At 28.4% G+C, this 15633-nt stretch carries 12 protein-coding genes and 2 tRNA genes; 13 read left to right on the top strand and 1 reads right to left on the bottom strand.

Features of this window, described 5'->3' with window-relative positions:
* Window positions 1-53 precede the first annotated feature (53 nt).
* From HMPREF0391_RS06680 to HMPREF0391_RS06730, 11 genes are all read left to right on the top strand, one after another.
* The gene (locus HMPREF0391_RS06680; RefSeq protein WP_002836206.1) at window positions 54-1019 is read left to right on the top strand and encodes an RluA family pseudouridine synthase; all 966 of its coding nucleotides are present in this window, start codon (window positions 54-56) and stop codon (window positions 1017-1019) included.
* Window positions 1012-2631, top strand: a complete 1620-nt coding sequence (locus tag HMPREF0391_RS06685) for a nucleoside kinase (RefSeq protein ID WP_002836207.1) — start codon at window positions 1012-1014, stop codon at window positions 2629-2631. The genes HMPREF0391_RS06680 and HMPREF0391_RS06685 overlap by 8 nt, the downstream gene beginning before the upstream one ends.
* Window positions 2624-5302 carry a PD-(D/E)XK nuclease family protein gene (locus HMPREF0391_RS06690; protein ID WP_002836208.1) on the top strand — a complete coding sequence of 893 codons (2679 nt, stop codon included), beginning with the start codon at window positions 2624-2626 and terminating at the stop codon, window positions 5300-5302. Before HMPREF0391_RS06685 ends, HMPREF0391_RS06690 begins: the two co-directional genes overlap by 8 nt.
* Entirely contained in the window at window positions 5295-8198 is a 2904-nt protein-coding gene (locus tag HMPREF0391_RS06695; protein ID WP_002836210.1) for a UvrD-helicase domain-containing protein, read from the top strand. Before HMPREF0391_RS06690 ends, HMPREF0391_RS06695 begins: the two co-directional genes overlap by 8 nt.
* 36 nt (window positions 8199-8234) lie before the next feature.
* A complete protein-coding gene (locus HMPREF0391_RS06700; RefSeq protein ID WP_035109453.1) occupies window positions 8235-8924 on the top strand; it encodes a response regulator transcription factor in 690 nt (229 codons plus the stop codon).
* Entirely contained in the window at window positions 8924-10330 is a 1407-nt protein-coding gene (locus HMPREF0391_RS06705; RefSeq protein WP_002836212.1) for a sensor histidine kinase, read from the top strand. Before HMPREF0391_RS06700 ends, HMPREF0391_RS06705 begins: the two co-directional genes overlap by 1 nt.
* Entirely contained in the window at window positions 10314-11786 is a 1473-nt protein-coding gene (locus tag HMPREF0391_RS06710) for a hypothetical protein (protein ID WP_035109455.1), read from the top strand. The genes HMPREF0391_RS06705 and HMPREF0391_RS06710 overlap by 17 nt, the downstream gene beginning before the upstream one ends.
* Before the next feature lie 144 nt (window positions 11787-11930).
* Window positions 11931-12006: transfer RNA gene (locus HMPREF0391_RS06715), tRNA-Lys, on the top strand.
* A gap of 19 nt (window positions 12007-12025) precedes the next feature.
* Window positions 12026-12101: transfer RNA gene (locus HMPREF0391_RS06720), tRNA-Lys, on the top strand.
* A 95-nt stretch (window positions 12102-12196) separates the two neighbouring features.
* Entirely contained in the window at window positions 12197-12580 is a 384-nt protein-coding gene (locus HMPREF0391_RS06725) for a hypothetical protein (RefSeq protein ID WP_002836214.1), read from the top strand.
* Window positions 12577-13302 (top strand): HAD family hydrolase, encoded by a 726-nt coding sequence (locus HMPREF0391_RS06730; RefSeq protein ID WP_002836215.1) that lies wholly within the window; start codon window positions 12577-12579, stop codon window positions 13300-13302. The genes HMPREF0391_RS06725 and HMPREF0391_RS06730 overlap by 4 nt, the downstream gene beginning before the upstream one ends.
* Before the next feature lie 98 nt (window positions 13303-13400).
* Here HMPREF0391_RS06730 and HMPREF0391_RS06735 read toward each other — a convergent pair whose 3' ends face one another.
* Complete coding sequence (locus HMPREF0391_RS06735) at window positions 13401-14072, bottom strand: class A sortase (protein WP_002836216.1); 672 nt, start codon at window positions 14070-14072, stop codon at window positions 13401-13403.
* A 167-nt stretch (window positions 14073-14239) separates the two neighbouring features.
* Here HMPREF0391_RS06735 and mraZ point away from each other — a divergent pair, with 167 nt between their 5' ends.
* Together mraZ and rsmH are read left to right on the top strand one after the other, a co-directional pair.
* On the top strand, window positions 14240-14671 hold the full coding sequence (gene mraZ / locus HMPREF0391_RS06740; RefSeq protein ID WP_035109458.1) for a division/cell wall cluster transcriptional repressor MraZ: 432 nt from the start codon (window positions 14240-14242) through the stop codon (window positions 14669-14671).
* Between the two features lie 7 nt (window positions 14672-14678).
* Complete coding sequence (gene rsmH, locus HMPREF0391_RS06745; RefSeq protein WP_002836218.1) at window positions 14679-15617, top strand: 16S rRNA (cytosine(1402)-N(4))-methyltransferase RsmH; 939 nt, start codon at window positions 14679-14681, stop codon at window positions 15615-15617.
* Window positions 15618-15633 lie beyond the last annotated feature (16 nt).

Genomic DNA, 15633 nt, shown 5'->3' on the forward strand with positions numbered 1-15633 from the left:
CTTCCTTATTAAATTATAATGATTTATTAACAATTTTTCAAATAGGAGCAATAATGAGACATATAAATATAGATAATTCAAATAGCAACCAAAGAGTAGATAGGTTTATTATGAAATTGATGCCAAAAATGAGCAAAAATCATATCCAAAAACTTATCAGAACTAAAAAAGTAAAAGTTAATAAAAAAAGGACAGAACCTGACTACAATTTGAAAATAGACGATGTGGTAAATATTTATTTGTACGATGAAGTTATTGAAAAATATCAAGATAATAAGGTATACACTGCTGAGGATTTTAACTTGGATATAATCTATGAAGATGATGATTTGATATTGATTAATAAAAAAACAGGAGTATTATCACACGCGGCTAATCCTCAAGATTATGGGAAAAACATAGTGGATATGATGGTAAGTTATTTGATAAAAACAAATCAGTTTACGCCAACACAAAACTCCACATTTACACCAGCTTTGGTAAATAGATTGGATAGAAATACTTCTGGTATTGTTGTTGGTGCAAAAACTTATGATAGCTTGAAATATTTTAATGATTTATTCAAAAAACACGAAATTACTAAGATTTACGAAACTATTGTGGTTGGTAACCTCAAAGACCAAACAATTGATTTGGCGCTAGAAAAAGATATCGATAAGAACAAATCTGTGATAAATTCTAGTGGAAAGAAAAGCATGACAAAAGTATGGAATGTGAAAAATTTCGGGAAATATTCGCTAGTTAATGTAGATTTATTGACGGGCAGGACTCATCAAATTAGAGCTCATTTGTCACACATTAATCACCCAATAATTGGCGATATTAAATATGGAAACAGAGATGTTAATAAATATTTCAAAAATAAGTACGATTTGAATTTTCAATTATTACATTCGTATAAGCTAATATTTCCAGAAAAAATGGAAAAATATCAAAAATATGAATCTATGGTTTTTGAAAGCAAAAGGGATGATTTATTTGAGAAAATATTGAACGATTTGGAGAGTAAATATGATTAAGATAATTAACAAGAATAAAACATATGAATATGAAAATAAGACGATTTATGATTATGGCATTCAATTTGGGTTTGAAGATAGTATTGTTGCATTAAAAAACAATAAACTTGTTGATATTATGAGTAGTGTAGATGATGGAGATACGATTGAGTTTGTAAATGAAAACAACATTTATTCACAAGACACATTGATGAAAACAGGAATTTTGCTGCTACTATTGGCATTTAAAATAAAATTTCCCGAAGATCAATTGGTAGTTGAATATACAATTGGGGACTATATGTATCTTGAATTCGAAAATAACAACGAAATTCATTTTAGAGATTTGGAAGAAATCAGAGAACTAATGGATGATTTGATTAATCAAAATATTAGAATTGAAAGAGTAAAAGTTTCCAGAAAAGAAGCTTTTGATATTTTTGAAAAGGAAGGATACATTCAAAAATCAAGACTACTAAAAAGTTTAGACAAGGATGAAGTGTATTTGTACAAATGTCACAATCATTACTTTGGTATAGAAGGATTTGTAGCTCCATTTACGAGATTTTTGAAACACTACAAACTTATCAATTATTTTCCAGGAGTTGCATTGAGTGTTAGCAGAACTGGTGAATTTACTGAATTTAAAGAACAAAAAGCTCTCTCAAAAATATTTTCTAAATCAAAAAAATGGACTGAAATGTTGGATATTGGTTATGTGGGAAGCTTGAATGAAAAAATTCAGGATGGAAATATGGATTTTTTGGTTAGCGTAAATGAAGCTTATTTTGAAAATCAAATTTCATATATTGCTGACAAAATTATTTACAACAATGCAAGATTAGTTCAAATATCGGGACCGTCATCTTCAGGAAAAACAACAATGGCTGAAAGACTTTCTGTGCAATTAGCTGTAAGAGGCAAAAATCCTATTCCTATTTCGATGGATAATTATTTTGTAAATAGAGTCGACACTCCTTTGGATGAAGAAGGCAACAGGGATTACGAATCGATTAATGCGCTTGATTTAAAAACGTTTAACAGAGATTTAATGAGATTATTGGAAGGCGATTATGTTAATTTGCCAATTTATAATTTCATTACAGGTGAAAGAGAATATGGCGATACTTACACCAAACTTGACAAAAATGGAATTATAATTGTGGAAGGAATTCATGGACTTAATCCAAAACTTACAAGTCTAGTTCCAGACAAGGACAAATACAAAATTTATGTATCAGCCTTGACACAACTAAGTATTGATTGTCACAATAGAATATCAACTACAGATATGAGACTTATGAGAAGAATGGTAAGAGATTTCGTTCAAAGAGATAAAAGTGTAGACGATACATTGTCTGAGTGGCCAAGAGTTCACGCGGCTGAATATATTAATGTTTTTCCATATCAAAATGAAGCAGACAGTATAATAGACTCCTCATTAATTTATGAAATTAATATTTTGAAAAAATACGTCTTGAAATTAGTGGAAAATTATGACAAAAACGGTCCAAACTTTACAGAGATTGAAAGGTTAAAATCGATTTTGAATTATTTTATAGAAATAAAAGACGATTCAATAGTACCTAAAAACTCAATTTTACAAGAATTCATAGGAGATTACAATGAATAAGAGAATTGTGTACACTAATTCAAATTCTTCAAAGCTTTTTGATGAAAATATATCTTACTTAAAAAATCAAATTAGAAATGGTAATACTGATTTTATTTTGATTTTGCCAAATAGAAAGCTAATTAAGAATATTAGAAATAAGTTTTTAAAAGAACAATCAGTGCTATGCGACGTCAAGATTTGGACTATTGACGATTTAGTGAATGCTTCAGATATTTCAACATATTTGACAGATCTAATTTTGAGATTAGCAATTCAAGAACTTATCGATGAAGGTGAGTTTGAAGATAATAAATTCTTCAATTCTAATGGAATGATAAATTCATCCAAAAGATTTATATCTGCATGTAAGTATTCAAATAAACAAATAGATGAACTTGAAGAGATTTCTAGTCAAAATGTTAGCTTAAATATTTTGAGCAAAGTGTATGATAAATACCAAAGCATTATGAAACAATATAATCTTCTGGATAAATTTGATGCCTATAACACAAAAAATCTTAATCTTCAAAAAAACAAGGATATTTACATTCATGGATTTAGTGAGTTTCGACCAATTGAATTGGAAGTAATAAAACAGTTAAAAAATTACGATGTTAATGTTTATGTTTTCATGGATTATTATAATGAATACAAAAGTAAGTTAGTAAATCAATTGCAAGATATTGGATTTGATGCTATTCAAAATGATGAAAAATCAAAACCAAATAAATTTATTGAAAAAAAGGTAGTTAAATTAACCAATGAAATTTTAGAAAAAGACAGACTAATCGATGAAGTATCAAAAGATTCATACACCTATGATTATAACAAAATGGCAATTCTTTTAGAAAAAGATTCTTCAAAAAGGGAAATATTTAATTCATTGAAACTACACGATATCCCAGTTTTTGGAGACGATTATATTTCATATCGTGATTATAAATTTTTCTTAGATATAATTAATCTACTTGATAATACGAAAACTTTAAAGCAATATATTTTCTCTACATTGGATAGCTGTTTTTTGGAATTTGATTTGAAGGATAAAGTTACTTTCAGAAACATATTGTCGGATTTTGAGTTTGATAGTTGGGAAGATTTAGAAAAAATATTAAAAGTAAATGTGAATTATGAAACTAATTTGCAAATTCTAAAAGATATTAAATCGTATTATTTATCATTTATAGAAACAGATTCTAATGTTTTGTCTAATCTTATAACATTAATTCAAAAGAAAGAAAGTGATGATACAGGATTTACTTTGTTTTCTGAAAAACTTTTGATAATCCTTGAAGATTTGGATAAAACTTATGCTGAACTTGTTAAAAAATCAAAAAATATTAACTCTTATTTGATGGATTTGATAAAAAACTTGAAGGTTGATTCTACAGATTATTTAGTTGATGGAATTAGAATTTACTCCCTTACGGATATTAGACTTTCAAACTACGATGTTTTATACATGGTTAATATGAATGATGATGTAATTCCAGGCAAAATTAATTACGATTTCTTTAATAATGAAGAAAATATAGAATTTCTACAAAAAAGAGGAGTTGATATTTTATCAGACGGAGAAAATAGAAAGAGAAATATTGATAGATTCATTGATGCTATAAAAAGAGCGAATAAAAAAATATATCTGTCTTACAACACAGAAAGCAGCATCAAATCAAGGTTGATTTTGGATAAAAACGTAAAATCAAATCAAAAAATAAGGAAAATTAACACGAAAAATATCAAAAAAATTGACACTAAACAACTTCACAGTGTGTCAGCTTATGAAAAGTATTCTCTAAAACAACATTTGAATAGAATAGAAAACAGAATATCTTCAAAGAATATTTTTGATTTTGAAGTGGATGACAAAACAACACAATATATATTGAAGAAAGAATTATCTTCAACGCAACTAGAAACATATTTTGAATGTCCAATGAAGTTCTATTTTAGATATTATTTGAAACTTAAACCACAAATAAAGTCTAGACAATTGGATATCGGGACTATTTTGCATAACACATTGGAAGAATTTTATGGAATCAATATTTCCAAAATAAGAGATGCGATATATGGCAAATGTGAGTTAGATGTTTCAAGTCTGGATGAATTGCTAAAAAATTCATTTGAAAAGTTCGGATTAAACACGGATATTAAGGAAAATGAATTTGATTATGAAAAATATTTGAACAAACTCAAGGATTTTGTCATATCTGACATTTACAATATGAAAAACGAATCTGAAAAGTTTTATCCATATAAATTAGAAGAAGATTTTATTGTCAGCTTGGATGAAAACACTAAATTTATTGGACGAATTGACAGAGTTGATAGAACAGATGCAGGTAAGATTAGATTAATAGACTATAAATTATCGAAAAATAGTTTTAGAAAAGCAAAAGATTTGGACAAAAACAAAGGATTTCAATTTGCAATATATTCTTCGTACGGCGATGTTGTAAGTTGCAAATACAAGAGCATTAAAGATAATGAAGAATATGAATATCTTCAAAATGTTTCTAAGGATCAGTTGAATGAGATTATGATACAAAAAGTGAAAGAGTTCAGAGAAAATATTAGAAGTAAAAGATTATTTGTAAAAGCAAGTGATGAAAATTCTTGTAAATATTGTGATTATAATAAAATTTGCAAGTTAAAAAACACAGGAGGAGAAGCTAGTAATGATTAAATTCAGCGACAATCAAAAATTAGCTTATTCTACTATAGATAAAAACGTGTGTGTAAATGCAGGTGCAGGAACTGGTAAAACAGAGGTGGTTTCTGAAAGATTTAGATATATGTACGAAAATGGTATTGATATCAAAAGTATCGTGTGCATAACTTTTACCAACAAAGCTGCTGATGAAATGAAGGATAGAATTATTCAAAAATTAAACAATCCGAGACTAGTTGACGACATAAATGTATCCACCATTTCATCTTTTTGCAAAAAAATAGTATCGGATAATTCGTACTATTTATCCATAGATCCTAGCTTTCAAATCATAGAAGACGATCAAGCTAACAAAATGATTAATGAAATTTTTGATAAAATCCTAGAAAATAGAATTGATTTTATCAAGAAACTTGGCAATGTGTTAGATATTTCATATACAGATACTCTTAAAATTATCAGAGATTCTTTCAATAAATTAAGGACGAATAACATCGAATTTGAAGTTATTAAAAGAGAAACAATTCTTCAACTAACTAATCTTAGAAATATTGACGATGAAGACATTATCGGAATAAAAAGTTATCTATTTGATCTAAGAGAAGAATCAGATAATATCAAAGGACTTACGAAAAATAGTAGACTATATAAATTTTTGCATGATGATAAACAAAATTTGGAAATTACAGAATATACTAGATTTTTGTTAGAAAGTTTTGAAAATCTTGGAGAGAGCAAGAAAGAAAATGTTCAAGAAATAATTGATGAAATAAATAAAAGAGTTGACGCTATACTTTCCAATAAAGAAAAACAATATGTAGATTTATATGAAGGATTTTTCGATATTTTGATAGAAATTAGCAGAGAATATTCAATAAAAAAGAATGAAAAAAGCTTCTTAGATTTTAATGATATTGAAATAATGTGCAAAAAAGCTCTGGGAAATGAAAATATTTTAAAATCTTGTAAAGAAAAATACAAATATTTTATGATAGATGAATATCAAGATACATCAAATCTACAAAGAGATATTTTTTATATGTTATGCAGTGATAAAGAGGATTTGGATAGGAACAATCTTTTTGTAGTTGGAGACCCTAAACAAGCTATATATAGTTTTAGAGGAGCGAACATCAAAGTATTTGAGAAAACTAGGGAAGATATAAGAAAAAGTGGCGGGAAAGACATCACTTTTTATGAAAATCATAGAACTCATCCAAATATAATGGAGCCTATTAATTACATTTATTCCAATAAAATGAAGGACCGATACGATAGTTTAGTCGCAGTTAATGAAATTGGAGATGTAATCGGTAGAGATGAATTTAAACTCAACAATAAGGATGCAAAAACAAAAGATGATTCTACAGATATTTTGGTTTCATGCATTAATGAAAATAATTTTAAAGACACTGCAATCTTAGCTAGAACTAAGAATGATTTCTCGGAATACGAAAAAAGTTTGAATAACAGAAATATTCCTTATTATATTTTCGACAAACAAGGACTGGAAGAATGCAGAGAAATATTAAATCTGATTCAGTTCATAAAATACGCAAGATATGACGATGAAATAAGCAAAGTCGGAATATTATCTAATGTTTATGATGTGGATTACAATGAAATATTGAATCAAACAGAAAAATATCAATCAATAATGAAAATAATTGATAAACAAGCAGAGGAATTTACGGAAAATCTTACAAAATATACTATTTACGACTCTATATCTAATTATATTGAACAGATTGATTACTTAGGTTTGTTTAGCGAACTTCAAGCAAAAGCAAATGTGATTAAATTTTTGGAAATTGCTAAGCAATTTGATTCCAACAACTATAATATAGAAGACTTTGTAGATTATTTTGAAAATAATACTAACTTATATCAAATGTCTTTTGAAGATGAACACAGTGATTTGGTAAAACTTATGACTATTCATAAATCAAAGGGGTTGGGTTTTGATAAGGTTATAGTGGATAATTTGTCAAAACCATCTATTAATAAAGATAAATTTCTATTATTTATAGACAACGAAAACATTCAAATGCAATTCGTGCTAGATTTTCCTTTTTCAAAATTCAGAATGAAAAAAGTTAAGAAATTAATAGAAGAAGAGGAAGATTACGAAGTTGACAACGTGTACTACACGGCATTCACACGTGCGAAAAAAGAGTTATCATTTTCGAATTCGAAAAAATCAGGACATTTTAAACAAATAAGTCCATACATTGAAGACTTGCAACAACGAGGAAGTATTAGATTTTTGGAATTAAATGAGAAACCTTTTATAATAGAGACATTAGACACAAAATTCGACAAAATAGAGCCGAAAAAAGTAGAAATTAAAAAACTCACTCCAATTGGTATTACGAGTATTTTGAATTCTAATGAAGAAGTTTTCGATAGCAATCTGCAACAATCTTCAATAAATTATATATTGCTTGGTAATCTGGTTCACATGTATGCGAAATTATCTGACGGAGTAAATTCTCCATGTATTAAGGAAGTAGATTTCTTAAATAAAGATGAGAAGAAAATTTTCAATGTCGCAACTAAAAACTTTAATCAATTGATAACAGATTTTTCAAATTATAAAAATGAAATGGATTTTAATTTGCTGTACGAAAATCTAATGATATCAGGATTTATGGACAGAGTGGAATTCTGTGATGAAGAAATAAAAGTTTATGATTATAAAATAAGTTCACAATCACAAGAATACTTGTACGAAAAATATCACATGCAATTGAAGTTTTATTCTTATGTTTTGAATAAAAAATACAATAAAAATATTAAAATGGTTCTTGTGAATTTGAGAAAGGGATATATCATTGAAAAAATTTACGACCAAAATTGTGAACAAGAGGTTGAAGTTTTTCTTAACAATTATTTAAATCAATTGAATTAGCTAAATTATGGGTTATAATAATACATGAGGTGTGATATGAGTATTAAAGTTCTTTTAGTAGAAGATGAAGATAATATAAGACAATTTACAAAAATAAATTTAGCAAGAGAAGGCTTTGAAATTTTGGAAGCTGAGTCTGGAGAAAAAGGAGTAGAACTAGCAGAACTAAACAAACCAGACGTTGCTGTTTTAGACATAATGCTTCCTGGAATTGACGGATTTGAAGTTTGCAAAATTTTAAGAAATAAATTCCCGAATATTGTTATTATAATGTTGACTGCAAAAACTCAAGATAACGATAAAATTGAAGGTCTTGAAAGAGGAGCAGACGATTATTTGACAAAACCATTTAATCCACGTGAATTGATACTTAGAATAAAATCCGTTTTGAGAAGAAGTCCGCAAAAACAAAATAATAGTCAAATTATTGAAGATGAAACATTCAAACTTGATATGTATTCGAGAACTTTTTATAAAAATGGAAAAGAAATTACATTGACTCCAACAGAACTTAACATAATAAAGCTTTTGATGCAAAATCCTGGAAAAGCAATTACTAGAGATGAATTGATGGATAAAGCATGGGGTGAAGATTTTATAGGTGATGCTAAAATTGTTGATGTCAATATGAGAAGATTGAGAAGCAAAATTGAAGAAGATTCAACTCATCCAAAATATATTGTAACGGTTTGGGGAGTTGGTTACAGATGGGAAAATAAAAAATAATGAGTATTAAAAACAAAATAATGTATTCCTTTGTATTTTTAACAAGTATTACCGCGATAATACTTGTTATATTTTCTATTTATGCTACTAAGTTTTATTATTATTCTACAATGGAAGGCGTTTTGAACAACGAAATAAGATATTCGACAAATTTGTACAGCTCGTATATGGCAGATTATGAATTAGATGAAGTAATTGCCGAAGACAAAAACCAGTTTTACAGACAAACTGACTGCCAAGTGCAAATTTTAGACAATAATCAAGTTGTTGTATTTGACTCAATTGCAAGTCCTAATTTGGGAGAAAAAATAGAAACATCAGATGTAATAAGTGCAATAAATGGTCAGAGTGGAAGATACACAGGAAAAGTTAGTTATTCTGATTCAAATATTATTTCTGTTTCTGTTCCACTTGAATCCAGAGGAAAACAAGTCGGGGTTTTAAGATACATTTCAAGTTTAAAAGAAGTAGACAGGGCAATAAGAGTGAAGTCCGTATCTTTTGCTTTGTTCGGGTTTTTGGTAATATTATTCAGTATTTTATTGAGTAAAATTTTGACTAAAAGCATAATTAAACCGATAAATAGTCTTGCTAAAACTGCCGAAAAAATGGCTAAAGGTGATATGGAAGTAAGAGCAAAAGAAAATGACACAGATGAAATTGGAAGACTTGGAATGACTTTGAATTTATTGACGGACAATATTAACAAGAAAGAACAATTGAAAAACGAATTTATTTCAAGTGTTTCACATGAATTGAGAACACCATTAACATCTATAAAAGGGTGGGCGCAAACTTTAAAATACGATCCGTCAGATTTAGAAACAACAACTATGGGCATAGACATAATTGATAGCGAATGCGACAGACTTACAAATATGGTTGAGGAGTTACTTGATTTTTCAAGATTTACTTCTGGAAGAATTTCAATCGTAAAAAGAAAACAAAACTTAATTGAATTAGCAGAACGCATCAAAAACCAATTGCTCCCTAAAGTTCGTTCAAAAGGAATTGATTTGATATTGAATTATGAAAGTCCAGAACTCATCGCTACATTTGACGAAGATAGAATCAAGCAAGTTTTCATTAATATTTTAGATAATGCTATAAAATTTACCTCAGAAAAGGGAACGATAATTATTAATATTGAAAAAACTGAGAAATTTGCAGAAATTTCCATAATAGATACGGGAATTGGAATTTCATTTGAAGAAATAGAACTTGTAACTGGTAAATTCTACAAAGGATCCAATTCTAATTCACATGTAGGTTTGGGGCTTTCTATTTGTGAAGAAATAGTAAAACTTCACAAAGGAGAATTGATGATTAAATCTAAATTAGATGAAGGAACTACAGTTTCGTTTACATTGCCATTAGGAGATGATGAAAATGAAAAAGACAACTAGTATATTGGTAGGTGCGATAGTTTTAATTTTGCTGATTGTTTTCATAATGTTCAGAAACAAAGAACAATCTGCAGTTGAAAATATCAAAGTTCCTGAAAATAATTTATTGGTCGCAGCAGGTGTGTGGCAAATTGATAAGAAAGAAAGTTTTTCTGATTCAAAATCAAAAGCTTCAGATGAAATAGGTAAACTTTATGTCGATGAATCTATAGTTGTTTTCGGAAAAAGATTCACTATAAATCCCAAATTTTCGTCTAAATTTGTAAGTTTGCAAAATTATCTAAGTAAAAAAACAAGCGACGAAAATATAAGTAAGAAATTTTCGAAAGATAAAAAAAAGGTAATTACAATTTCCGATGGTAGCAAGTTTTATCAAGATGTTGTTGTAATGGATAAAAACAATATAATACTTCCATACAACGGTGTACTTTATTACATGAAAAAAACTGAAAACAAAGTTAGCAGAACTTTTATTGAAAATTACCAGTCGACGTATGAAAGTAAATATTATGAGAATAAAGGCAATAATTTAAAAGATAAAGAAAATATTGCTCTTCTAATTGGAATCAAAAATAAAGTTGTAAGAAATGAAAAAACAGATATTTCTTATAGGACAATTTTATTGGATATTGATAAGAAAAACAGGGCACAAATTTATCAAACATCGGCATTGTTTTTCCCTAGAAAAAATGGATTCTGGATTATGGAATACAAAAAGAATGAGTTTGATAATAACTATGTAGAGCAATTTTTAGCTAAGCCAGTTTATTCAGGCGATAATTCTAAGGAAAATAAAAAATTGGAATTTGACTCATCTGCAGAAATAACATACCTTGGGCCAGAATATATTTCAATTATGAGAATAAAAGATCAATTCGAAGATTATTCTATATATGACATTGATAAAATGAGTAATAATAACGAATTGAATATAGATCAAATCGGAGGAAAAGAAGCTGTAAATGTATTGAAGAATTCCATTGCAGAAGAATCAACAGATTCTAATTCTGAAATTACTACGAACGATAAGAATGAAGATTACAAAAATATTGGAATTGTAAGAAATTCTGGTAAATTGAATTATCAAACACAATATACATTCAAAGAAAATAACGAAGTTAAGTTGAAAAATGTAATTCTAAATATCGTATCGCATTTGAATTTATCACCAGATGAATTATCCATGAATTGGCAATCTATTAAAAATTTAAAAAGTAGTGCTATAGATGCTTATTCTTCTCCTGATAAGAGAATATTAATAGTTCAAACGACAGACGAAATATTAATTTACGATTATTCTAATGATAATAAATTAATAGGAAGTATTCCAATTACGAAAGATGATTCAATTATAATGAGTGAATGGGCAATAGGAAATTATGCCGAAATGTGGAAAAAAGAATTTCAAAACAACGACAAAATTCCATCATCATTTATTACTAACCTAAGACAATAAAATTAATCGGAACTAAGAAGTGGATAATCCAGAAAATTATCTACTTCTTTTTAGATTATTTCAATAAATTGAATTTTAAAAACATTTAAAACTCTTTACAAATTCTTAAAATAGTGTATAATATTATTGTTGTGGTAAAGATATGCGCCTTTAGCTCAGTTGGTAGAGCAACTGACTCTTAATCAGTGGGCCCAGGGTTCGAGTCCCTGAAGGCGCACCACTTTTTTAAAATTTAATATGCGCTTTTAGCTCAGTTGGTAGAGCAACTGACTCTTAATCAGTGGGCCCAGGGTTCGAGTCCCTGAAGGCGCACCATCTAATCCGAGATTGACTCGGATTTTTTTATTTTAGAAAATTAAATTATCTTAAAAGTTCAATATATATGATATAATAAAAAAAGGAGGATTAACATGAAATCAATTTTATCTGTAGTATGGAAATACAAAGGTTTTACTTTTTTGTTTTTCATATTTGTAGCTATACTAATGATTATAGTGCATTTTTTACATAATAAATTACACAATAAACAAAAAAAATATATATTCACAACTGCTATTTTTATTTTATCAGCTGTTCTTTTTGTAATGTCGATGTTGTCAATTTTAAATAGATTTGGACTTACATTGTTAATGATGTTTACTTTTACATTTGCATCGGCTGTAATTTGCTTAGCGTATTCTTTGATTTTGGATATCGTAAATCCTATTCCTCAAAAGAAAAAAAGCTTAGAATTTCGTAATATAATTGAAAAATTTGACAGATTAGTTGAAGAATCTAGGAGTACCAAACAATGAAAATAGGCGCGTTTTTTGATATTGATGGAACAATAGCCAGAGATTCACTGATGATTGAGCATTTCAAAAAATTAGTTAATTTTGAAATAATAGATCAAAAATTATACTACGAAAAAGTTTATCCAGCATACCAAAAATACGAAAAAAGAAAAATCGACTATGATGAGTATCTCAATCAATTGGTTGATGTGTATAAGTACAAACTCAAAGGCTTTAGCAGTGAGTTTAATGAATTTATATCCAATCAAGTAATCAGCCAAGTTAAAGAGAAAGTTTACAGATATACCCGTGAGATGATAGAATTTCACAAAGAAAATAATCATCTGATATTTTTTATTTCAGGAAGCCCGGACTTTTTGGTAAAAGAAATGGCTGAGAGTTATGGCGTAACAGAATACAGAGCATCCTTGTATTTGAAAAAATCGGGAATGTACACTGGAGAAGTGGTGCCAATGTGGGATAAAAATAGTAAAAAGGCTGTAATTGATGAAATTGTTCAACGTTATGATATTGATGTCGATAATTCATACTGCTACGGTGATACTTCTGGTGATTTTTCTATGATTAATATGATGGGAAAACCAACAGCGATTAATCCTACAAAAGAGCTATTTGAACTTATCAGAGCAAACGAAAAAATAAATGAAAAAACCAAAATAATCATTGAAAGAAAAGATGTAATATACGATTTTCCTAAAAATGGTAAAATTTTAGATATTTAAGAAGCGTAACAGAATCTCTTCACGGTTGTGAGGAGAGTTTTTTATATGCAAAGACCACAGAAGAATTTTGAAGTTCATCTGTGGTCTAAATTTTTGTTCTAATTTTGTTTGAAATAATTTTTGTCGTATTTAAAAGATCTAACAAGTTTTCCTATTTGGAATACTCTGTTATTAGGATCATTTGGCATATCACATGTCATTAAAGAAAGAATAGGTTTATTATCATAATTTTCAATTCTATCGTCTTCTAGCATATAAAATGCATAAGAGTCAGTGACTTTTCTATCTACGATTTCATATTCGTAGATGTTCTTCTTATCTGTAATGTAAACTTTAGTACCTTTAGTTAAATCATACACTTTACTAAACAAAGAGCCGTTTCTTTTCATGTAGTGACCTGTTAGTGTGTAATTTTTTTCTCCCATTTTTTGATTTTCTTTCATTGTGGCTGCACCACTTAATAAGTGCTCGTCAGTTACTCCACGATGAATAGGTAAACTCAAATTATAATCAGGGATAATAATTTGTCCAATAACATTTTCTCCGCTTATTGCTGTAAAATTAAACAATGATGTAGTTGTGCTAATGGAGTTTACGGCGTCAAAGTCGTTTTTGAATTCCTTTTTGTTGTTTTGTTCCATTTCTGTGGATGATATATCTTTACTTATATCATTTTCACTATAATAGGTAGGTATTAATCTGGCTGCGAAATATAAAGCAAAAAGCAGAATACCTATCGTCATTAAAAAAATTCCAAATTTCTTTCTCATATTCATCCTCTTTAATTTTTATTACGTAGAGTATTTTAACATATATTTAAATTTAAGTAAATATCAATAAGAACGTATATTCAGAACGTATAAAAACATTGAAAGCATCATATATAAAAGATATTATTAATGTAGTGGAATGAAAGTGGAACAAAGTGGAGGGAAAAATGTTTATTAACGAATATTTTCATAATATTGACTCAAAAGGTCGCGTTATTATGCCCTCAAAGTTTAGAGATGAAATAGGAGAAGAATTCTACATTACAAAAGGTATGGATGAATGTCTTTTCGTATATCCTGTATCTGCTTTTATTCAAATGACTGAAAAGCTTAATAAATTGTCATTAACTAGAAGACAAGCAAGAGCGTTTTCAAGGGTGTTTTTCGCTGGTGCTAGTAACCAGGAAATTGATAAACAAGGAAGGTTTTTGATTCCACAATCCTTGAGAAACTATGCAGATATCAAAAAAGAAGTTGCCATTATTGGAGTATCCAATCGTATCGAAATATGGGATAAAGAAAAATGGGAACAATACTCTAATGACTCTTCACTAAACTATGACGATTTAGCTGATGATTTAAATGATCTTGATTTGTAGGTGAATTATGGAATTCAAGCATGTGCCAATTTTATTAAATGAATGCATCGAAAATTTAAATATTAGAGACGGTAAAATTTATGTGGATTGCACTGTTGGAGGCGCTGGACATTCCAGAGAAATTGCAAAAAGAATTGGGAATGGTAAGCTAATTTGCTTTGATCAAGATGAAGACGCATTAACAGTGGCGAAAGAACGCTTAAAAGAATATGGAGATAAGGTTATCTTTATAAAGGATAATTTTAAAAATATTAAAAGTGATTTACAAAATATAGGAATTGAAAAAGTTGATGGAATATTAATGGATATAGGTGTTAGTTCTTATCAAATCGATGAAGATAGTAGAGGTTTTTCTTATATGCATGATGCGGTTTTGGATATGAGAATGGATCAAACTAATCCAATTACTGCCAAGGATATCGTCAACACGTATTCACAAGAAGATTTAGAAAATATTATTTTCAAATATTCAGAAGAAAAATGGGCTAAAAGAATTGCTGAATTTATATGCAATGAAAGAGAAGTCAAACCTATTAATACTACTTTTGAATTAGTGGAAGTTATTGAAAAAGCGATTCCTAAAAAAGTAAGAATGAATCAAAAAGGCCACAGTGCAAAGAAAACTTTTCAAGCAATTAGAATTGAAGTTAATAAAGAATTAGACGTTTTAGAACAAGCAGTTGGAGATTGCATAGATTTATTGAATCCTGAAGGTAGAATTTGTATAATAACGTTTCATTCTTTGGAGGATAAAATTTGCAAAGATATTTTCAAACAAAGACAAAAAGGTTGTATATGTCCTCCAGAAATTCCGGTATGTGTTTGCAATCATAAGCCTGAAATTAAGATTATTACTAGAAAGCCGATAGAGCCTTCAACAGAAGAATTAAAACAAAATTCTAGGGCTCGAAGTGCAAAGTTAAGAGTAGCTGAAAAGATTATTTGATAATTATATGATTTGA

Origin of the sequence: Finegoldia magna ATCC 53516 (genome assembly GCF_000159695.1) — a bacterium.
GTDB classification, from domain to species: domain Bacteria; phylum Bacillota; class Clostridia; order Tissierellales; family Peptoniphilaceae; genus Finegoldia; species Finegoldia magna_F.